This is a genomic window from Peribacillus sp. NPDC058075 (genome assembly GCF_042885195.1).
Taxonomy (GTDB): Bacteria; Bacillota; Bacilli; order Bacillales; family DSM-1321; genus Peribacillus.
On record NZ_JBHVSL010000001.1, the window covers coordinates 2,071,596 to 2,093,852 of the forward strand.

General features: G+C 42.5%; 18 protein-coding genes. All 18 read right to left on the minus strand.

The window, feature by feature from the left end; genetic code table 11:
- Positions 1 to 61: 61 nt before the first annotated feature.
- Positions 62 to 1,069: a MupG family TIM beta-alpha barrel fold protein gene (locus ACFVS1_RS10240; RefSeq protein ID WP_387547006.1), complete on the minus strand. Its 1,008-nt coding sequence runs from the start codon at positions 1,067 to 1,069 to the stop codon at positions 62 to 64.
- Entirely contained in the window at positions 1,066 to 2,436 is a 1,371-nt protein-coding gene (locus tag ACFVS1_RS10245; protein ID WP_352924813.1) for a PTS transporter subunit EIIC, read from the minus strand. The genes ACFVS1_RS10240 and ACFVS1_RS10245 overlap by 4 nt, the downstream gene beginning before the upstream one ends.
- Positions 2,437 to 2,468: 32 nt before the next feature.
- Positions 2,469 to 3,326, minus strand: coding sequence for a MurR/RpiR family transcriptional regulator (locus ACFVS1_RS10250; protein ID WP_387547009.1), 858 nt, complete (start codon positions 3,324 to 3,326; stop codon positions 2,469 to 2,471).
- A gap of 11 nt (positions 3,327 to 3,337) precedes the next feature.
- Positions 3,338 to 4,246 carry an N-acetylmuramic acid 6-phosphate etherase gene (murQ, locus tag ACFVS1_RS10255; RefSeq protein WP_352924905.1) on the minus strand — a complete coding sequence of 303 codons (909 nt, stop codon included), beginning with the start codon at positions 4,244 to 4,246 and terminating at the stop codon, positions 3,338 to 3,340.
- Between the two features lie 268 nt (positions 4,247 to 4,514).
- Positions 4,515 to 5,696, minus strand: a complete 1,182-nt coding sequence (locus tag ACFVS1_RS10260) for an ABC transporter substrate-binding protein (protein ID WP_387547012.1) — start codon at positions 5,694 to 5,696, stop codon at positions 4,515 to 4,517.
- Between the two features lie 23 nt (positions 5,697 to 5,719).
- Entirely contained in the window at positions 5,720 to 6,427 is a 708-nt protein-coding gene (locus ACFVS1_RS10265) for an ABC transporter ATP-binding protein (protein ID WP_352924807.1), read from the minus strand.
- Complete coding sequence (locus ACFVS1_RS10270) at positions 6,420 to 7,184, minus strand: ABC transporter ATP-binding protein (RefSeq protein ID WP_387547015.1); 765 nt, start codon at positions 7,182 to 7,184, stop codon at positions 6,420 to 6,422. Before ACFVS1_RS10270 ends, ACFVS1_RS10265 begins: the two co-directional genes overlap by 8 nt.
- 2 nt (positions 7,185 to 7,186) lie before the next feature.
- Positions 7,187 to 8,182 (minus strand): branched-chain amino acid ABC transporter permease, encoded by a 996-nt coding sequence (locus tag ACFVS1_RS10275; protein WP_387547018.1) that lies wholly within the window; start codon positions 8,180 to 8,182, stop codon positions 7,187 to 7,189.
- Position 8,183: 1 nt separating this feature from the next.
- Positions 8,184 to 9,047 (minus strand): branched-chain amino acid ABC transporter permease, encoded by an 864-nt coding sequence (locus ACFVS1_RS10280; RefSeq protein WP_076371380.1) that lies wholly within the window; start codon positions 9,045 to 9,047, stop codon positions 8,184 to 8,186.
- Positions 9,048 to 9,787: 740 nt separating this feature from the next.
- Positions 9,788 to 11,485 carry a sigma-54 interaction domain-containing protein gene (locus ACFVS1_RS10285; protein WP_352924803.1) on the minus strand — a complete coding sequence of 566 codons (1,698 nt, stop codon included), beginning with the start codon at positions 11,483 to 11,485 and terminating at the stop codon, positions 9,788 to 9,790.
- Positions 11,486 to 11,613: 128 nt separating this feature from the next.
- Positions 11,614 to 12,015 (minus strand): MaoC/PaaZ C-terminal domain-containing protein, encoded by a 402-nt coding sequence (locus ACFVS1_RS10290; RefSeq protein WP_352924801.1) that lies wholly within the window; start codon positions 12,013 to 12,015, stop codon positions 11,614 to 11,616.
- Complete coding sequence (locus ACFVS1_RS10295) at positions 12,012 to 12,464, minus strand: MaoC family dehydratase N-terminal domain-containing protein (protein ID WP_137018493.1); 453 nt, start codon at positions 12,462 to 12,464, stop codon at positions 12,012 to 12,014. The genes ACFVS1_RS10290 and ACFVS1_RS10295 overlap by 4 nt, the downstream gene beginning before the upstream one ends.
- 16 nt (positions 12,465 to 12,480) lie before the next feature.
- On the minus strand, positions 12,481 to 13,245 hold the full coding sequence (locus tag ACFVS1_RS10300) for an SDR family oxidoreductase (RefSeq protein WP_352924799.1): 765 nt from the start codon (positions 13,243 to 13,245) through the stop codon (positions 12,481 to 12,483).
- 20 nt (positions 13,246 to 13,265) lie between these two features.
- On the minus strand, positions 13,266 to 14,441 hold the full coding sequence (locus ACFVS1_RS10305) for an acyl-CoA dehydrogenase family protein (RefSeq protein WP_241588746.1): 1,176 nt from the start codon (positions 14,439 to 14,441) through the stop codon (positions 13,266 to 13,268).
- 26 nt (positions 14,442 to 14,467) lie between these two features.
- A complete protein-coding gene (locus tag ACFVS1_RS10310) occupies positions 14,468 to 15,619 on the minus strand; it encodes an acyl-CoA dehydrogenase family protein (protein ID WP_387547024.1) in 1,152 nt (383 codons plus the stop codon).
- Positions 15,620 to 15,658: 39 nt separating this feature from the next.
- On the minus strand, positions 15,659 to 17,260 hold the full coding sequence (locus ACFVS1_RS10315) for a long-chain-fatty-acid--CoA ligase (RefSeq protein ID WP_387547026.1): 1,602 nt from the start codon (positions 17,258 to 17,260) through the stop codon (positions 15,659 to 15,661).
- 325 nt (positions 17,261 to 17,585) lie between these two features.
- Positions 17,586 to 20,030, minus strand: coding sequence for a DNA topoisomerase IV subunit A (parC, locus tag ACFVS1_RS10320; RefSeq protein ID WP_352924794.1), 2,445 nt, complete (start codon positions 20,028 to 20,030; stop codon positions 17,586 to 17,588).
- Positions 20,020 to 22,005 (minus strand): DNA topoisomerase IV subunit B, encoded by a 1,986-nt coding sequence (gene parE, locus ACFVS1_RS10325; protein ID WP_137018490.1) that lies wholly within the window; start codon positions 22,003 to 22,005, stop codon positions 20,020 to 20,022. The genes parC and parE overlap by 11 nt, the downstream gene beginning before the upstream one ends.
- Positions 22,006 to 22,257: the final 252 nt, after the last annotated feature.

Genomic DNA, 22,257 nt, shown 5'->3' on the forward strand with positions numbered 1-22,257 from the left:
AACAAGCCATCATGAAATATATCCATTTATCCCTGTAAATTGATTCATAGAGCCCAATTGGTCACTCAATTATAAGTTTTATCGTTTGACCAGGCTTTAGAAGGGACAGCAAGGGAATATCTTCTTCTATAATTCGCCCAATCACATTAACTCGGTGATTTGCCTCTAGGTCTCTCTTGCAAATTTGGACCTCTCCCCGATATCTTCCGTAACCATCATTGTCCATCGTTATGGATCCAAGGCTGCGTGCCACTGTATTACTCGGCTCAACATTTGCTGTGACCCGGGTATTCTGCAGCCGGAAAACATCTTGAGAAACATCTGGCCTCAATTCGTACTGACCGCTTTGCAAGAGTCGGGATTCCGCTCTAACAGTTAGAATATTTTGATTTTTATAGGCGGTCAGATACTCAAGCAGATTATTCTCCGTTCCTTGATCTCCGACGTAAACTCCTTCCACATGCTGAAACAGCTCGATACCGGCAGCGTAAGGATTCATCAACCTGTGTTTTTCAAGCGTTGGAAGACCTTCATGAATTGGACCGCGTTTACTTCCTGCACCCGGGATGAAAGCAAAGATCGGAATGCCGTATTTCTTGAACATTCGATTTTGTTCATGAAAAAATTCTTCCTCAAGACCCGTTTCAGGCCTTGGATAAAAGTTGTGCCAAGCTATCAGATTTTCCGGTTCCACGCCTCCAAGCACGGCTAAAAGTTCATCTTCATTCAACGTACTTGCATTCAGTGAAAGTGAAAACACCTTGGATAATGATATGACCGTTTCTTTATCAAATCCATCATCAAGGCGAATACCTTTAATACCTAATGGCCATAAATCCGTAAATTTGCTAATCCCCAAATGATCAAGCGTGTTTATCGAGACATCTGCATGGATTTCCATTCCGTAGGACTCTGAAAGCTTTAAAAGCATGATCATTCTCTTCACGAGATCGCCCTTTTCTTCAGGAATATGAAGCGAGGTAAATGCTCTCTTCACTCCAAGGTTTGCAGCATGTATGATTTGTGTTTCTGCATGCGGGTCTTGTAGATAAAAAGAGATTCCGATCACTTGAACTCAACCGCCATTTCATCTTTAAATCCAAACAGATACGTAAAAATAAATCCTGCTATATAGGAAATGAACAATCCAGCGAGGAACAGAGCGATTTGGTTTGGATGAACTAAAAAGGTAAGCGGCAGTCCGGACACACCGATGGAAGACGTTGCGATTCCGAATTGAGCCTGGAATGCTCCGCCTACTCCTGCACCTAAACATGCCGTTAAGAAAGGACGGCCCAATGGCAGGGTCACTCCAAATATAAGAGGTTCGCCGATACCAAGCATCCCGGAAGGAAGGCCTCCTCCGATTGCCCTCTTCAAACTTGCTTTCTTCGTTTTCATATAGATGGCAAATGCCGCTCCCACTTGGCCCGCGCCACCCATCGCCAAAATAGGAAGCAGTGGATCATCTCCAATCGAATTAATCAATTCTAGATGGACAGGCGTTAAACCTTGATGTAAACCAGTAATGACGAGAGGGAGGAAGGCCGCACCAAGGACGAATCCAGCTACAACACCGCCGAAATCCAATACATTCAACAACCCAGTCGTAATGGCATCAGATAAAAACCCACCTACCGGCATAAATACAATGTAAGTGACAATCCCTGTAATGAGTAAAGCGATGGTTGGCGTCAAAATGATATCCAGTGATTGAGGAACGAATTTCCTGACCTGTTTTTCCACCAAGGCTATGAAAATAGCTGCAAAGAGGACGCCTATCAATCCACCGCGGCCAGGGAGCAAATTTTCACCGAACAATGAAATGTCGCCGACGGCGGGGTTGATGACCAAAATACCTGCAAGTGCACCAAGTGCAGGTGATCCACCGTATTCTTTTGCAGCATTGGTCCCAACCAAAATCCCCAAGTAGGCAAACAGCCCCGATCCAATAACGGTTAAAATGATGGCTAATTGTGATTCTGCTGCTAGCCAGCCTGCTTGAACGATTGCTTTTGTAATACCGGTAATCAAACCTGATGCCACTAAGGCGGGAATTAAAGGGATGAAAATACTTGCAATCCTGCGTAAAAAAAGTTTAAAAGGTTTTGCATTTTTCCTATCAATCTCTGATTTATTCTTAGAGGCTACTTCCTTTATGTTCAATTTGCCTAAAGAATCTTCCAAAAGCTTTTCAAATTCCGAATGAACCTTGTTCACCACGCCTGGCCCGAGGACGATTTGTATCGTTTCCTCTTCAATGACGCCAAAAACGCCTTCCGTATTTTTTATATCTTCCATTTTTACTTTCGAACGATCGATTGGCAGTACCCTTAGTCTGGTCATACAATGCGCAGCATCGGCAACATTTGATGCCCCGCCTAATTTCCCCAATAATTCTTCGGCTAAACTGGCGTACTTATCCCCCTTACCCATTCAAAAGCCCCCTTTGTCAAATCTCGTTTCAATCATTTATATCGATCTGTCATCGATTTAATGGCAGACCTGGTGTTATCAATATATTGGACAGTCTCTTCATATTGCTCTGAAGCCATCCCCAAAAACAAAATGTCAATCATATATAATTGTGCCAATCGTGATGATGTGGCTGCACTTCGAAATGGTGCTTCATTCGAAAAGGATGTATACAGCTTGGCATCACACAAAGAAGATACTGTTGTTTGGCCATAATGAGTCAGCCCGATCGTCTTGACTCCACGTTCTTTTGCCAGCTTCAATATATTGACAACTTCTGGTGTTTCCCCTGAGAATGAAATGGCAAAAACGATATCATTTTCATCTGCATTTGCAATCAAGGTTGCAATTAAATGCATATCTGTAAAAGCCGTTGCCCCTTTATTGATGCGAAGTAATTTTTGCTGAGCGTCAGCCGCAACTATATTCGAAGCACCGACACCGCAAAAGTGGACGGTTTTAGCATTCAGCATCAGCGTTATCGCATGTTTGAGATTATCGTGATCGATTATTTCAGATGTGTCCCGGATGGTCTGAATCGAATTACTCGTTGTTTTCTCCACAATCCGATACAGTGATTCGGAAGGCTCGATATCCCGGTAGCCCTGTTCAACAGTCTTCATCAAATCTCCAGCAATCCTTATTTTCAGATCTTGAAATCCTTTTACGCCAAGCGACTTACACAACCTAATAACAGCAGCCCCGCTTGTTTGGGCAGACGTACTTAATTCCTGTACAGTACTGTTCACAACTTCATGAGGATTCTTGAGAATATATTCTGCTAGTTTTTGTTCAGATTGCGGCAGCTTGCTCAACATCGTCTGTATGATTGATAATCCTCCTGTAGCCATTTCTTCCCTCCTTAATCTTCATAGGTTGAGATGGCTTTTCTGACATCTCCATCTGCATTTTTCAGTAACTCCATTGCTCTTTCATAATCTGTTGCCGTTTTTATCATGACAATTGCTGGCTTAACTTGATTATTTGCTTTTTCAAGCGTATTCAATGCTTGATCATAGTCAGCATTCGTTACAGTTTCTATGATGCTTATTGCACGGTCCTTCAGTTTTTGATTACTGACATTTACATCAACCATCAGATTTTCATAGACTTTTCCCAGCCGAATCATGGTTGCCGTTGAAATCATATTAAGTACCATTTTATGTGCGGTTGCCGCTTTCATTCTCGTGGATCCTGTTAACACTTCCGGTCCGACAATCACTTCAATCCCTATATCAGCTGCTTCGGTGATGCTCGCGTTTTTATTGCATGATAAAGCGACCGCTTTAGCCCCAACTTTTCTTGCATAACGTAAAGCCCCCTTCACATAAGGGGTACGGCCGCTAGCCGCAATGCCAATAACCGTATCATTTGCTGTAAGGTCCACATCAACCAGATCACATTCCCCAAACTCTTCTTTATCCTCTGCTCCTTCAACAGCCCGAACAAACGCCTTTTCCCCTCCTGCGATTATTCCCAGGACCCTATCAGGCGGTGTGCTGAAAGTCGGGGGACATTCCACCGCATCCAGCACACCGAGTCTTCCGCTCGTTCCTGCGCCGATGTAAATGAGTCTCCCTCCTTTTTTTAACGATTCGTAAGCCCATTCAACCACTGTTTCAATTTCTGGCAATACCTCCCCAACCGCTGCTGCCACTTTAAAATCTTCTTTATTGATTGCAGAGATGATTTCCATCGTAGTTACACTGTCGATATTCATTGTCTTTTCGTTCCGTAATTCAGTCGTTAATGAACGCAAGTGTTCTTCCATAGACAATTAAATCCTCCCATAAACAATTACTTAAATATAATTTCATTTTTCAATGTAAAATAATGAAATTATATTTCATATTATATTCAATGATAGCGTTTTCATTACTCGAATACAAGATATTTTTGAGGATATTACCCCAAAAAATTTTTTCAACAATAAAAAACGTGTACCGTCCCCAAACTTGGGAACGATACACGCGCAAGTAATATAACAAAATGCCAAACTTGTATACTACTCCGACCTCGGGATACCTCATTCTTACCCGTTAACGGATAGGGACTACTTTCCCGTTTTCTACTGCACCGACGACAATACTTGATGCAAATCCTCCATTTTCATCAATCGAGGGAATATCGTATATTTTTTGATCCGGCCCGATATTTGTAAGTCCATCCTGCATATGTTTACGGATGGCCTTGGCATCATCCACGCTGCCTGCAGATTTCATCGCTTCCACAAACGCATACATGGCGATATAATTCAATCCTACTTCTGAGCTTGGATCTTCTTTATAATTCTTTTGATATTTCTCAACGAAAGCAGGTATTGCTTCTTCATCTGAGTCCATCAGTGGCAGAACGCCAATCGAGCCTTCCAATGTTTCATATGAACCTGCAATCGGCTTCATTTGATCCAGCTTTGCTTGATCCATGATGATGAAACCGCCCTTAAATCCTAACTCCCGAGCTTGCTTCGCTACTTTTGCCGTAGGTTCCGAAGCACCACCGATAAATAGCACATCAGGATCTTTTTTCAAGGCATTGGTGACAATCGTAAAGAAATCAGTTTCTTTAGCGAAATCAATCGAGGAATTATAAACGACTTTTCCGCCTTGCTTTTCCCAATGTGGGAGCACTGCCTCCGTCCAGTCTTTACCGTATTGCGAAGATGTTGGCAATGCGGCAATCTTCTTGCCGAAATGTTCCATTGCATATGTTGTAAATGGTTCTATATATCCCTCGTAATTCGGTGGAATTCGAACGGTTAATGAATTTCCGCTCTCGGTCACTGCCGGTTCACTCGTATATGCCCCAATGATGAATTCCTCTTGTTCATTAAAAACCTGAAGTGCCAGCACACCTCCGCTATGAGGGGTGAAAATGATCGGCGTATCATATTCCTGAATTAACCGTTTAGCATTCGACCCTGTTTCATTGGGAAGGTATTTATCATCCAATGAAACTAAATTTAATGTGTATTTCTTCCCATCTACTTCAAACCCACCAGCATCGTTAATTTCATTGACAGCCATTTCCACACCATTCAATGTCCGTTTCCCATATAACGCTGCTGCCCCGCTCAAAGGACCGCTAAAACCGATGTTAACGACATTGTCACTTTTGCCTTTACTGCCACTGCTTGACACAGGGCTGTCCCCATTATTGCACCCAGTCAACACAGTGATCATTAGCAGGAGAAGAATAAATAATACTTTTAGTTTTTTCATAAAAATCCCCCATTCCATTTTTTTCAGGCCCCAATATACGCTTTCCTTACTTCATCATTGGCTAATAACTCACTTGCGGTCCCTTGAACGACAATTTCCCCATTTTCAAAAACATATCCTTTATCTGCAATGCCGAGAGCAGCATTCGCGTTTTGTTCAGCAAGCAGGACCGTGATTCCTTCGCGGTTTATTTCTTGAATGACCCGAAACATTTGTTCGACAATAAGTGGAGCGAGTCCCACAGAAGGCTCATCAAGCATCAACAATTTCGGTTTCGACATCAAGGCTCTTCCAATTGCGAGCATTTGCTGTTGGCCGCCGCTCAGGCTTCCCGCTTCATCGTGATGCTTTTCTTTTAAAATCGGGAATAAGTGATAGACGTATTCCAAGGAATCCTTGATCTCCGCTTTCTTCTTTCGATGCACATAAGCACCCATCCGCAGATTTTCCTGGACGGTCATCTGTGGAAACAGTTTACGTCCTTCGGCACACTGGACGATTCCCTCCCGAACATTCTTATCCGGAGCACGGCCCCCTATCGGCATGCCCAGAAAATGAATTTCCCCCTTGGACAGCTTACTGATTCCGCTTATGGAACGAAAAGTTGTGCTTTTTCCTGCCCCATTAGCTCCCAACAAAACAACGATCTCTCCCTTGGCAACTTCGATATTCACATGTTTTATCGCAGTGAAGCTTCCATAATTCACGGCGACTTCAGTTAACTTAAGCACTGGCACTCCCTCCCAAATAGGCTTTAATCACCGCTTCATTTCCGCGGATTTCCTTAGGTGTGCCCTCGGCAATTTTTTCTCCGTAATTAAGGACCATGATGTGGTCTGCCAAGTTCATGATCATATGCATTTTGTGCTCGATTAAACAAACGGTCAGTCCCGATCTATTCAATTTTCTAATCAGTTCTGTCAAGCCTTCCGTTTCATCCGGATTGATTCCCGCAGCGGGTTCATCAAGAAAGATAATTTCCGGTTCAGTCGCAAGGGCAAGGGCAATGGCTGTCCGTTTCTTTTCCTCCTGCGAGATACTGGAGACCATTCTGTCAGCCGATTCCGTCAATCCGACAATATCAAGAACCTCCATTGCCTTATCCCTGCAAGCGGCTTCCTCCCGTTTTAAACGTTTTGTTCTTAGAATGGCATCCACCAGATTGGATTTGGTTCGCAGCCTATGACCGACAATGACATTATCCAACACGGTCGTTTGATCAAAAAGGCTTGTCGTTTGAAAGGTTCTTGAAATTCCGAGCCCCGCTATTTCATTGGCAGGAAGTTTGGTGATATCAATCCCCTTAAAAAGGACCGTCCCGGAAGTTGGTCGATGAAAGCCACTGATCAAGTTGAAAAAAGTTGATTTTCCAGCACCATTTGGGCCGATTATTGCATTGATTCTGCCTTTTTCAATCGTAAAATCCACATGATTGACGGCCGCCAATCCTCCAAACCGCTTTGTCAAATTCTTCGTTTCGATTAGCAAATTCATCCCTCCTCAGCTTTTATGTGCATTTCGCTTCTCACCCTGGAAAGTTCATTATCTTTTCGTTTTCTTTGCCAATCAAACAAGGCCCCTGCGATTCCGCGCGGATAAAAGATAATGATCACCGTAAGCAATGGCCCGAATATCAACATTCGATATTCTTGAAGGAATTGCAGATTCTGCGAAAGGATTACTAACAATAATGTTCCTACCAACGGACCTGAAAGTGTCCCGATTCCACCTACCAATAAATACATCAATAGATCGAACATTATGGCAGTTGATCCGATATCAGGTCCAATGAAACGAATGAATGAAGCATACAAAGCACCTGCCAAACCTGCAAAGAATGTGGATAGGACAAATGCGGTTAACTTATTCTTCATTGTGGATATACCAATGGTTTGTGCAAGGTCCTCGCTGTTCCTGATGGCCATATACGTCCTGCCGGTCAACGAGCGTATAATTCGATACACGATTAAAATCACTGCAAGCAGGAAAATGAGGACTAGATAATATTGGGATGCGGCAGTATCGAATGTGATAGGCCCTATATTCCCAGGAGCAGGGATACCGATCAATCCCCTAACCCCCTCTGTAAGTCCCTCCCATTTATCGATGACCAGATATATGATGTAACCCACACATAGTGTATAAATCGCGAAAAAGTGTTCCTTTGTCCTCAGCGCGATCAAACCGATTAAAAACCCAATTGCACATGTGATTAAACATGCACATACAAGTGCCAGCCAAAAGTTCATTTCCGCTTTCACCGTCAGGAGGCCAAGGGAATATGCTCCAATCGCAAAAAATCCAGCATGTGCAAGCGAGAGATATCCAGTATATCCTGATAATAAATTGATTCCATAAACTGCTATCGCCCAGATGAACGAAAGTGTCAGCATATGGAGATAATAGTCGTTTTGCGCGATAAAGGGGAATGAAAAAGCAAAGATGATAAGTGCGATAATCCCATTTCTTTTCGTTAATATCTTCACGCTACCTCTCCCCCTTGGCAAAAAGACCTGTTGGTTTCACGGTTAATATTACGACTAAAAGAATGAATGCAATGATGTCTTTATAATCATTTGAAATATAAGTTGCGCCCAGGCTCTCACTGAAACCTAGGATATATCCGCCTACGATCGCCCCCGGGATGCTCCCCATCCCGCCCAATATGATAATGACGAATGCTTTTAGGATGACTAAATGCCCCATGCCTGGAAAAACAAGGTTGATCGGTGAGGCAAGGGATGAAGCGATCGCTGCTAATCCACCCGATATCATGAAGGTAAGCATCGCGACTTTATTAATGTTGATTCCCACTAATGACGCCCCTTCACGGCTTTGGGACATGGCTATTATCGTGGAACCCGCATAAGTTTTCTTAAGGAATAGGTATAGTAAAACCATCACTGCGATAGCTGATACGATGATCAATAATCGCTGTAGTGTGAACGTCAGCCCCATGATATTGACCACTTGGCCGTATGGAGAAGTCATTGTATGGAAGTCGGCACCCCAGACAAATTGGGCAAATGCTTCAAGAAAAAGAAGAATTCCGATTGCCGCTATCTTATCGTGCAATGGAGGTGCCTCCCTTAACAGGCGGAACACGAAACGTTCCAAAAGGACTCCCAACAAACCAACAACGATAATGGATACGAACATGGCAATCCAGTAATTGACCCCATATAAGGTCATCATTGATAACGTGATATATCCACCCAACATATATAGGGCACCATGGGCAAAGTTCGGGATATGCAAGATTCCATATACTAGAGTCAATCCCAGGGCAACAAGACTATATACGCTGCCAATCGTCAAACCATTAAAAAGCTGCTGGATCAAAATTTCCATCTGCTTCCTCCTTGAAAATTATTGAATTTCACTTTGCTGTTCATTCCCTGGCCTACCATCCTGTCCATATTTTGAAAGCACACCTCTGCGATGAAAAATTCCTTACATGCCTTACCTTTCGGGGAGGAACAGTAAGTATTATTTCCCTAAATTCTCCACTTACAGATATAGCCTAAGGTGTAGCGAAAAAACACTCGATTCGTTGTTAGCGCTTTCATTTATAATGACCACTTATTACAGTACATGTACCTCACGTGCTAATGAATCTAGGCAATACGATTGTACAGACAAGCATATGCTGTTTTTGGGATAGTCCATGATTCCATCTTCTCTTAAATAACGGTTTCCCCATGGTAATCGTCTGGTTCGTTCACCCCTTCCACACCTCTAAAGGTCCAATACGCGGATTAATTCCCTGTATATATTTTCCTGTATATAAATGCAAGTGCCGTGCCAATGCTAAATCACCGACAATAAGGCTGTTCACCAGTCAGTGAATTCATTATTGAATTATAAAAATCAAAAGTAACGATTCCATACGGGATGTACGTCATTCACTATTGACTGAAAAAATCATTTCTGAATCGATAAAAAAATTAAAAGGATGATATAAGATGAAAAGGAACCAAAAATCCCCTTCACAACAACAATCATTTTGTAATAACAGGCAAAATGCTCAAAAAAACAGCATCTCCATTGTTGGATTAGGTCCAACCTTGGAGGTGCTGTTCATTACTAACCTATTCTTTTCCGCTGACCTTCAATCGATATTTTTTAAGTTTCCTCACTATTGTTGCCTGACTGGACTCAAGGGCTTCTGCAATTTCATATGTAGTTTGGTAGGCCTGAGCCGCCTTTATCAAGATTTCCTTTTCGGCTCTTTCCACCGCTTCTTTTAATGTTAGGGCAGCATTGAGGTTCGGCTGATTCCGATTTTCCGGCTGATATTCTTCCGGAAGGTCGTTAATCGATAATATTTGATTATCCGTCAGCACGACGAGCCTTTCCACTATATTAATCAATTCACGGACATTACCTGGCCAATCATGTTGATAAAAATATTCCTTCAACCGCGAATCTATTTCTTTTGAGAATTTATATTGTTCGTTTGCTTTTGTCAAAAATAAATCAGTCAAGGCCAATATATCCTCTCTTCTTTCCCGTAGAGGAGGAATCGTAATCGGAATGACATTCAGCCTATAAAAGAGGTCTTCACGAAAGTCTCCCGATTTGACCATTTCCGATAGATTTCGGTTCGTGGCTGCTATTATGCGAACATCGATCTTCTTTGGCTTTGTACCACCAATTCTTTGAATCTCCCTTTCCTGAAGGGCCCGAAGCAGCTTCACTTGAAGTTGCAGGGGAAGCTCACCAACTTCATCCAGGAATAAGATCCCACTCTCTGCAAGCTCAAACATCCCTGGTTTGCCTTTTTGATTGGCTCCGGTAAATGCCCCTCCTTCATATCCAAAGAGCTCGGATTCCAATAAATCAGCGGGAATTGCCCCACAATTTATTTTGATGAAGTCTCCTTTTTTAGATCGGATGCTCCGATTATAAATATTGCGGGCAAGGACATCCTTTCCAACACCCGTTTCTCCCAGAATGAGTACTGTCGCATCAATATCCGATATTCTTTCAGCAATTTCATAAATCATTTTCATTTTATCACTGACAAATACGACTCCATCCTTGCTTGTTATCTTCCGCAATTTTTCGATTTCCTGCTTATATTGATTATTCAGTTCATTAACTTTCGTCAACTCGTGCATCAGTTCATTTAAATCGGATAGATCCCTTATATTCGTAACGACTTGCTCTATTTCCCCTTCTGCATTAAAAACGGGACTTCCTGTAATCAATGTTTCCTTTCCAGCAAAATTATCCTGTACGACTGATACCGTTCGTCTCAGCTTCACTACCTTATGCGTCACCGAAGCATTCAGAATGCCGCGTTTAATTAATTGGTCCACAGATTTGCCGATATAATACTCTTTTGGTATGCCAGTGATCCGTTCAATGGCCGAATTGGTATAAAGTGTGATTCCATCTTGATCTGTGATGTATATTCCATCATAGGAATTTTCGATAATGGCATCCAGTGCGCGATTCAATTTATCCGTTTCATGCGCATCAATCAATAAATCGTCCAAAAATTTTGTTTCACTGCCTATATATAGAATATTGTCAGCATCCATTTGTTTCATTAATAAAAATAAAAACCGCTTATCTTGCAGCCTTGCAGCTGCAAGCCTTTTATTATCGAGAAATTGCCACTCATCAAATTGTTCGGTTAGTGTATTATTTCCATCCTGACTTAACGATTGATTAAAATAGTTGCCCCAATCCTTTATCCGATTTGCAGAATCCACGACTAGTACAGGAAAGGTCCACTCTTTGAGCAAATTAATCTGAGAATCCTGTTTCACTTGATTCATTACTATTCACCGCCGCAAAAAGAATTCTTTTTAAGTACAATTCTGGATAATTTTCGAAAGTCCTTTAATATTGTCGAATTTCGCTCGAAAAAAAGTAGTGATGAAATAATTTTCATCACTACTTTCCCTCAGTAAGTCTTAAAAATAACCTCTCCGCTAATCGCTTCCTTACCTGACTGGTTAGTGGCGGCAACGTTGAAAAAATATCTATCCCCCCTTTTTTCTTTTAGATCCGCTTGAAGAGTTATGACATCATTCAAGAAAACCATACCTTTGAAGCGAATCTTGTATTCTTCGATAAAACCAATTTCATAAAGATTGCTGAAAAGCTTTGCGAGGTTTCCCATCGTCCACATTCCATGAGCAATGATACCGGGAAGACCAGCATTTTTTGCTTCCTCATCAATCGTATGAATGGGATTGAAATCACCTGATGCCCCGGCATATTTAATGAGGTCCAGTCGCGTTACAGGTGCAAGCTCGATTGAATGTAACAAGTCACCAATATGAAGTTCGGTTAATGTCGTCACTTACTCATCACCATCCTTCTGATCGTTTCATTTATAATGACAAGCTGTTCAGCAGTGAAGACAATTTCCCCATTTGCATCCGTCCCATAATTTTTAAAGGCTAGAAATCCCATTTCCCCTTGTTTTCCTTTTTTCTCGTAATAGTCTTTCACTTCCGTATAACAGGTGATTTCTTCCCCTACCTTCAGCGGCCTGTTATAGCGATATATCTGCTCACCGTGAATCAACCCTTTATTCGGGAGATTTAAGCTTTCGATCGTCCCGAAATCAAAGACCCTTGGGAAAGTTGGTGGAGCGATATTCGTTCCGTACCTTGATTGCCTGCCTATTTCTTCATCAATGAAAATCGGGTGGGGATCACCAATCGATAATGCAAATTTTTTAACGGCTCCCCGTTCAACTATATTTTTAACGGGGGTGGATCGTTTTCCAATACTTTCGTTGAACATAACATCCCGCCTTTCCTTAATTTTTTGGACCGCCCGCAACATATAAAACCTGCCCGCTAATGAATGAAGATGCTTCATCGGCAAAGAATGCAACAGCATGAGCAATATCACTTGGCAAACCGCTTCTGGCAACCGGAATACTGTTTGCCCTATCCTGGATGAATTGCTCAAAACTCACTCCGACCCGCCTAGCTGTTTCTTTCGTCATTTCGGTTTCTATAAATCCTGGTGCTACCGAATTAGCCGTTATCCCGTATTTGCCAAGTTCGATCGCCAGTGTTTTTGTTAACCCCTGAAGTCCGGCTTTAGCGGCTGAATAATTAGCCTGACCGCGGTTCCCTAGGGCCGAAGTCGATGAAATATTGATGATTCTTCCGTATTTATTTGCAACCATATGCTTCTGGGCGGCACGTACTGCATTGAAAGTACCTTTTAAATGCACATCCATTACCGTCTGCCAATCTGAATCGGTCATTTTGAAAAGTAGATTATCCCGGATGACCCCTGCATTATTCACGAGAATATCAAGCGATCCGAATGTGTCGGCTATTTCTGTTATGGAGGCTTCCACCTCTTCGGAATTGACCACATTGGCCACTTTGGTATAAATGGTATACCCCTTATCCCTTAATTCATTTCCTGTTGATGTCAAAACCTCTTCGTTGATATCGATAATCGCTACATTTGCGCCTTCACTGGCGAATAGTTCAACGATAGCCCCGCCAATCCCCCTGCTTCCACCTGTAACTAAAGCCGTTTTCCCTGAAAATCTCCCTGTCATAATCGTTTCCTCCTAATCTATTATAAAAATTGTCCTAATTTAACATGCCCCTTAATCAAATTCCGGGAAATGATCATACGCTGTATTTCATCCGTACCATCATAAATCCTCCATAACCTAGCCTCGCGGTACCATCGCTCGATGGGAAGCTCCTTCGTATAGCCCATGCCACCATGAATCTGCAATACGCGATCCACGACCCGATTCCCCATATTGGCTCCATAGAGTTTAGCCATTGAAGCTAAATGGCGGTTGTCTTCACCATTATCAAGTGTAAAAGCCGCATTCAATACTAGCCATCGTGCAGCTTCAATCTCTACAGCCGAATCAGCTATCTGCCATTGAATGGCCTGGCGCTCAGCGATCGGTTTACCGAATGTGACTCGTTCTTTAGCGTATTCTATAGCCATTTGCAGCAATCTTTCTGCAGAACCCACAGCGCGTGCGCCCACGATCCATCTTGCAAACCCAATCCATTCCAAGCCTAATTTATAACCTCCATGCACTTCCCCTAAGATGTTTTCTTCGGGTACCCTGACATTATCAAAAACTAAACCGGCCGGTCCCCATTCTCCCATCGTATTGATATACTCTGATCTCCAGCCCATATCACGGTCTACAATGAAACAGGTTACCCCTTCCGTCCCGGTCGCTTGATGACGTTCTTTGTCTGTTACTGCAATGACCATGACGAAATCGGCATCGTTTCCTCCGGTAATGAAAGTTTTTTCACCGTTAAGCACCCATTCGTTCCCTTCTTTTACTGCCGTCATTTTAATATTTCGCGTATCGGACCCAGCTCCCGGCTCCGTCATGGCAAAACAGGACTTTTTCTCACCATTAATCGTAGGGATCAGATATTTCTGTTTCTGTTCTTCATTTGCATAATAAAGGATGTTATCAGCCGAACCTCCAAAGCTGAATGGTACAAACGTTTTTGACACTTCCATCAAGACAATTGCCATCATAAGCTGCCCTAGGTCCGCCCCGCCAAATTCCTCCGGAGTATTGATCCCCCAAAATCCAGCATTTTTTGCTTTTTCCTGTAATTCTTTCAATGTCCCCTCCGGTAAACTAGGTTTCCCCGCCATTTCATTGCGAAGCACTTCATTTTCCAATGGAATCAATTCATTTTCCACGAACTTGCGTATTGTTTTTTGTACCATTTTTTGTTCATCCGATAGTCGTAAATCCATGTTAACCCCTCCTCTTTCCAATTAGACTAGTTTTGATATTTTCTCTTCAATTGTCCGGTAATGATATTTTTTTGGATTTCGGACGTGCCTTCATATATTCTAGTGATTCGGGCATCCCGATAGAAACGTTCAACTGGATAATCCTTCATGTATCCCATACCGCCATGAATCTGAACGGCCTTATCAGCGACACGATTATATACTTCCGAACCATACAACTTTAGCATTGCCGCTTCTTTAATGATTTTTTCTTTCTGATCGACCATCCATGCAACCCGGTATGTGAATGAGCGAAGTGCTTCTATTTCCATTGCCATCTCGGCAATCATATGGGATACTGCTTGATGATCAATGATCGGGACATTGAATTGTTCACGTTCTGTGGCATATTTAGTAGATAGATCGAGCAAGTACTGACAGGACCCTAAGTTACGGGCAGCAAGGCCTGCCCGGCCATTTGCAAGGATCTTCAATGCATTTACATACCCTTGTCCAACGTCCCCCAGTACGTTTTCGGCAGGAACCTCGCAATCTTCAAAAACCAATTCGGCCGAATGTGAGCCTCGAAGACCCATCTTCCTTTCCAGGCTACCAACTCTAAAACCCGGAAAATCCTTTTCTACTATGAATGATGTGATTCCTTTTGCCCCTTTAGCTTTGTCCGTTACGGCCATAACTGTAAAAATATCTGCTACATCTGCATTCGTTATATAGTGCTTTGTCCCATTTAGGATATATTTATCGCCATTTTTGACTGCCGTCATTTTGAGATTCGTAGCGTGTGAACCCGCTGCAGGCTCAGTTAAAGCAAAAGCGCCAATTCTATTACCGCTCGCCATATCTGGTAGATATTTTTCCTTTTGCATTTCATTGCCCATTTCGACTATCCCTACCGTACCTATGCCGGTATGGGCCCCAATCAGAGTGGTATATCCATTATGGGTTTTCCCGATTTCCTCATATAAAGCGCATTTTCCCACCATCCCGATTCCGAGCCCGCCATACCTCTCCGGGATACTAAGCCCGAATAGACCGATTTCCTTCGATAAATTTATAATGGATTCCGGGATATGATCTTCATCCTCTATCTGCATGGAAAAAGGATCGATTTGCTCTTCGATAAATTGGCGTATATTTTCTTTTAATAGCAGGATGTCTTCATCTAAGCGAAAGTCCATTTGCATTCTCCTTTATCTGCGAATTGATTGTTAGCGCTTTCATGCATTATCCGAATAAGCGATATGTTTTTCCTGAAGCTTGCGTTTTAAGATTTTACCTACCGCCGTCTTCGGAAGTTCACTTTCAAATGTGATTGCTTTTGGGACTTTAAAGGCAGCGAGCTGCTTTCGGCAATAATCCTTCAATTCGTTTTCAGTTATTCTTTCATTTGGTTTTAGAACTATCGCTGCATGTACCGTTTCACCGCGATATTGATCGGGAACGCCAAAGACGGCAGCTTCCAGAACCTTAGGATGGCTGTATAGGATATCTTCAATTTCAATTGGATAGATATTGAATCCGCCTGCTATGATCATTTCTTTCTTCCGGCCCACAATGTAAAAGAAGCCATCTTCATCCATCTTGGCAATATCACCGGTATGCAGCCACCCGTTTTGAATCGTCTGCCGCGTCTCTTCAGGCATGCCCCAATAACCTTTCATTACCTGTGGACCTTTTATGACCAATTCACCTGGTGTATCAACCAAGAGGGCGGGCTCTCCTGTAATACTGTCAATTATGGCGGCATCCGTATTTTGTATCGGAATCCCGATACTTCCGGGTTTTTGCAGGCCGCTAACTGGATTTCGGTGCGTGACTGGTGACGCCTCGGACAGGCCATAGCCTTCTGCAATCTTTGTCCCGCTCAGTTCGTTAAACCTTGACAATACATTTAATGGCAATGGTGACGAACCCGAAACGCAAGATTTCAATGTATGCAAATCAAATGGATGGGACTGGTAATATTGTAATAAAGCAATGTACATCGTCGGTACCCCTGGGAAAATAGTCGGTTTAAGATTATTGATAATATCGACAATCTCGGTCACTTCAAACCTGGGTACAAGAATTAATTCCCCGCCATTATAAAACGTCAGGTTCATCCCTGAAGTCATGCCGTAAACATGAAATAATGGGGAAACGCCAAGTATCCTTTCCTTACCCTTTTGAGTATTGATTCTTGAAGTGGCTGCACTTTGCAGCGTATTGGCTACGATATTACGATGGGTTAGCATCGCCCCTTTAGAACGACCTGTCGTTCCTCCTGTATATTGAAGAACGGCAATATCTCTAGCAGGATCAATCTTCACACTGAAATCCGCTTCTGTTACTGATAGCAGTTTTTTTGTCATTTCACACTTTCCCTTTTCCAGCGACACGCTCAACACCTTTTCAACATCGGTTTCAGCTATAACGGCTTCAACTATTGGCAGTAATTCATCTAGCACAATGATGTGCCTTGCACCTGAATCTTTCAGGACATGGATTAATTCGTTCGCCTTATACATTGGATTGATTTGGACAACGATGGCCCCATTCAATAGGGTTCCAAAAAAACCAATTGGATATTGGGGACAATTAGGAAGCATAAGTGCCACACGATCTCCCTTTCCAATCCCTTCAGCAGCAAGCAAGTGGGCACATCTTTTCACTAACTTCCCCAACTCTGAATATGTATACCTCTGCTCCATGAACGTAACCGCTGTTTTATCCGAATATTGTTCGACTGATTCATAAAATAGTTCTGTCAAAGACATGTCTGGAATATCAATCTCTTTTGGATTTCCTTGCGGGATATGTTTTTTCCAAGGTCTATCCATTGGCCCTCCCCTTTCTTCATTCAAATAAATAAAGAAGTCATACTAAATCAATATGCAAGGAGTGTGCCAAAATAAATTTGTTGTGTTACGCTGATTCAATCAATGGTACAATTCAAAATTGAATTATTTGCTGCGCCCTTAATAATATTAGGTTCATAAAGCTAGGATTTAAAATTGACTCAATAAGTCATTTTTGAATTTAGAGGTGCTTTAGTAAAAGGACTCAACTTGTAGTGCGGGGCATGTGGTTTTTTTTCTTGAAGGCTATTTTTTGAAAATAAAACGGGATGCTGATCAAAATCAGCATCCCGTTTTAAAAAATGATTCACTGCTCTATGGCGGAGTCATCTTCCAATGATATTTTCCATAATTCTTTCGCTTTTCCACTGACCGTTTCATCAAAAACAAATGATCCATTCGTATATCGATCATGGTTTTTTAATGAAGCCGCATGAATCGTTTCAATGGTTCCTTTTTCAGAAAGAATGAATAGACTGTCCGTTTTGTTAATGATATCAAATCCAATGACCCTATGAGGATTCGATTTCAATTCCCTCAAGACCACGACACCGCGTTTTGCCCGGCTCGTTTTTTCAAACTCTGTTAATTTCATTTTCTTTATGGCACCGCGCTGTGTAACGATAAAGATCGATTCTTTACTATCCTTGGCCAAAACCTTTCCGCCAATGACATAGTCATCTTCTTTCAAATTAATCCCTTTGACTCCTGCTGCCCGAACACCGACAACACTTACTTCTTCTTCATCAAACCATAAACCATACCCGTTATGGGTGACCAGGAAAAGGTCAGCCTGTCCATTGGTATGATGGACATCGACAAGTTCATCGTCACCTTTTAAATTGACACCAACCAGAGGTTTTGAATGACGCTGGGCTTTATAGGAAGCTAATTCTGTCTTTTTCACCATACCATTTTTCGTGATGAACACTAAGAATTCCGGCACGGCAAACTCTTTGATTGGAATCGCTTTTATGATTTGTTCTTCCCTGTCGATTGGAATGATGTTCGCGATATGCTGACCGGTTTCCTTCCAGCGTATATCAGGAAGCTGATGAACCGGACAATAGAGGTAGTTCCCTTTGGATGTGAATAGCAACAGGACATCCGTTGTATTCATCTCCAGCCTCTGGAGCAGGCGATCGGAATCCTTCATGCCAAAATCAAGACCGCCTGATGCGGCATAAGATCGTAACGAAGTCCGTTTGACATAGCCTTCTTTCGTCACGGTCACCATCACGTCCTCACTCGCAATCAAGACTTCAAGATTGATTTTGATTTCTTCAATTTCTTTTTCGATTTTGGAACGCCGTCCGTCATCAAAGCCCTTTTTAATGAATCGAAGTTCTTTTTTAATTACTTGAAGAAGAACTTTTTCACTGCCAAGAATCTTTGTCAATTCCTCAATTTTGTTTTTCAATTCCGCTGCCTCTGCTTCAAGTGCTGTAATATCCGTATTTGTCAGCCTGTATAGCTGCAAGGAGACAATGGCTTCAGCTTGCGCTTCTGTAAAATCGAATTTAGCAATGAGGTTATCTTTGGCATTCCGTTTGTCTTTAGATGCCCGGATGACAGCGATGACCTCATCTAATATGGACAAAGCCTTCACTAAACCATCGACGATATGTGCCCGGTCATGCGCCCTTTGCAACTCATAACGTGAACGATTCAAGATTACCTCTTTACGGTGTTCGATATATGCATCGAGCATTTTTGGCAGGCTCATCAATGTTGGCCGTTTTTTATAAATCGCGACCATATTGAAATTGTATGCAATTTGGAGATCGGAATTTTTGTATAAATAATGCAGAACTCCATTTGCATCTGCTTCTTTTTTCAGTTCGATGACAATACGCAGTCCTGTACGGTCGGTTTCATCCCTTACTTCCGCGATACCTTCCACTTTCCGGTCTAGGCGGAACTCATCCATTTTCTTAACAAGGTTGGCTTTATTGACTTCATATGGGATTTCAGTGATGACGATTTGCTGTTTGCCGCCCCGAATCGTTTCCACTTCCGCCAACCCGCGAATGATTATTTTCCCTTTACCTGTTTCATAGGCCTTACGAATGCCTTCAATGCCTTGAATGATACCTCCAGTAGGAAAATCCGGCCCTTTAATGACCGTCATTAAGTCAGCGACAGTCGCTTCCGGCTTATCAATTCGCATAATGGCCGCATCAATGACTTCACCTAGTTGATGTGGCGGGATTTCAGTGGCATAGCCTGCTGAAATTCCTGTAGAGCCATTTACAAGCAGGTTAGGGAACATTGCAGGCAATACAATGGGTTCTTCCGAAGTATCATCAAAGTTCGGTACAAAATCGACCGTCCTTTTTTCAATATCCCTCAGCATCTCGGAGGCAATCGATGAAAGCCTTGCTTCTGTATACCGCATCGCAGCAGGCGGATCGCCATCAATACTGCCGTTGTTTCCGTGCATTTGGACCATGACCTTCCGCAGCTTCCAGTCTTGGCTCATCCGAACCATTGCCTCATAAACGGATGAATCTCCATGAGGGTGATAGTTACCAATTACATTCCCGACCGTCTTTGCGGATTTCCTGAATCCTTTTTCCTGGGTATTTCCTTCGACATGCATCGCATACAATATCCTGCGCTGCACCGGTTTTAGACCGTCCCTTGCATCTGGAAGTGCCCGATCTTGGATGATATATTTACTATAACGCCCGAAGCGGTCACCAATTACCTCTTCTAGCGGCAAATCTCGAAACGTTTCTTCAAATACCATCGTTAATGACCTCCTCTTCAATCGACATATTTTCATTATCTAAAATATTCGATTCCTCTTCGAGACCAAAAGCGACATTGGCTTCAATCCACTTACGACGCGGTTCAACCTTATCTCCCATCAACGTTGTCACACGTCTTTCCGCACGGGCACCATCATCGATCTTCACACGTATCAATGTCCTTGTTTCCGGGTTCATCGTGGTATCCCATAATTGATCGGCATTCATCTCACCCAGCCCTTTATAGCGCTGAATCATATAGCCTTTCCCCACTTTGTCTATCGCTCCCTGAAGTTCCTCGTCGCTCCAAGCATATTCAATGACTTCTTTCTTCCCGGTCCCTTTACTCACTTTATATAAAGGAGGCAAGGCAATGTAAACCTTTCCTGCCTCTATTAACGGCTTCATATAGCGATAAAAGAATGTCAGCAGCAGCACTTGGATATGGGCTCCATCCGTATCGGCATCAGTCATGATGATCACTTTATCATAGTTAGTGTCCGGCGTATTGAATTCCGCACCGACACCTCCGCCGATGGCATGGATGATCGTATTTATTTCCTCGTTTTTAAAAATATCCGCCAGTTTTGCCTTTTCCGTATTGATTACTTTACCCCGTAATGGCAGCACTGCTTGGAAACGGCGATCACGCCCTTGTTTAGCGGATCCCCCAGCAGAGTCCCCTTCAACAAGATACAGTTCATTCCGTTCGGGATTTTTCGATTGAGCTGGTGTTAATTTCCCAGAAAGGATGGCATCGGATTTTTTCCGTTTCTTCCCGCTTCTTGCGTCTTCACGAGCCTTGCGTGCCGCTTCCCTTGCTTGGAACGCTTTAATCGCTTTTTTTACCAATAGGGTACTCGTGGTCGGATCTTCTTCAAAAAAGTAGGCTAAGTGCTCTGATACGATGGAATCGACTGCAGAACGGGCTTCACTTGTTCCAAGCTTGCTCTTGGTTTGTCCTTCGAATTGAAGAAGTTCTTCAGGGATACGTACTGAAATGATTGAAGACAAGCCTTCACGTATATCGGTACCTTCGAGGTTTTTATCTTTTTCCTTCAATAGACCCATCTTTCTGGCATAATCATTAAATGCCCGTGTCATGGCCGTTTTTGCGCCAATCTCATGGGTGCCTCCATCTTTTGTACGAACATTATTTACAAAGCTTAAAATATTCTCTGAATAGCCATCGTTGAATTGAAAGGCGAGTTCGACTTCTATTCCATTTTGTTCCCCTTCTAAGCTGACTACACTATGAAGGGTCTCTTTTTCTTCATTTAAGTAATCAACAAACGCTTCAATGCCATTTTCATAGTGAAAAACTTCATTATGGTCGTTACGCTCATCCGTCAATTCTATCTTCATGCCTTTTAAAAGAAAGGCTGATTCGCGAAGGCGCTCACATAGGATCTCATAATTAAAAGTAGTCACCGAAAATATTTTTGGATCGGGCTTGAAATGGATCTTGGTACCGGCTTGATTGGTTTTACCGATTTTCTCCAGTGTGGTTTCTGGCTTTCCGCCATTGAAAAACCGTTGTTCGTAAATGAACCCATCCCTTTTGATCGTCACGACAAGCCATTCAGACAACGCGTTAACGACCGAAGCACCGACTCCATGAAGGCCTCCACTCGTTTTATATCCGCCTTGTCCAAATTTACCTCCAGCATGAAGAATCGTCAAAATGACTTCAGGCGTCGGTTTACCCAATTTATGCATGCCAATAGGCATTCCGCGCCCTTTATCAGACACACTTACACTGTTATCTTTATGTATTTTCACACTAATTTGGTCTCCATAACCAGCCAAAGCCTCATCTACGGAGTTATCTACAATCTCGTACACTAAATGATGAAGTCCGCGTGCATCAGTACTGCCGATATACATACCGGGACGTTTTCTGACCGCTTCGAGTCCTTCCAGTACCTGAATTGCATCATCATTGTACTCGATTGTCTTTACTTTCTTTGCCACAGAAATTCCCCTTTCCTTACTAAACACAATTTCCGGGCCAAATCATACTGCAATGAAATGACTCACTAGCTTAATAAATCCATTCATACGTTATTATCATATAAAAAGTATAATACTTTTACGAATAAAGAACAAGTGTTCTATTTTTTTCGTCCCTTTTATTAGCGTTAGTACCTTGATTGGAACATGAAAACGTATCATAGCTACCATTCTAATTGTAGCGGTAAATTTTCATTTGGCAAATATACTTTT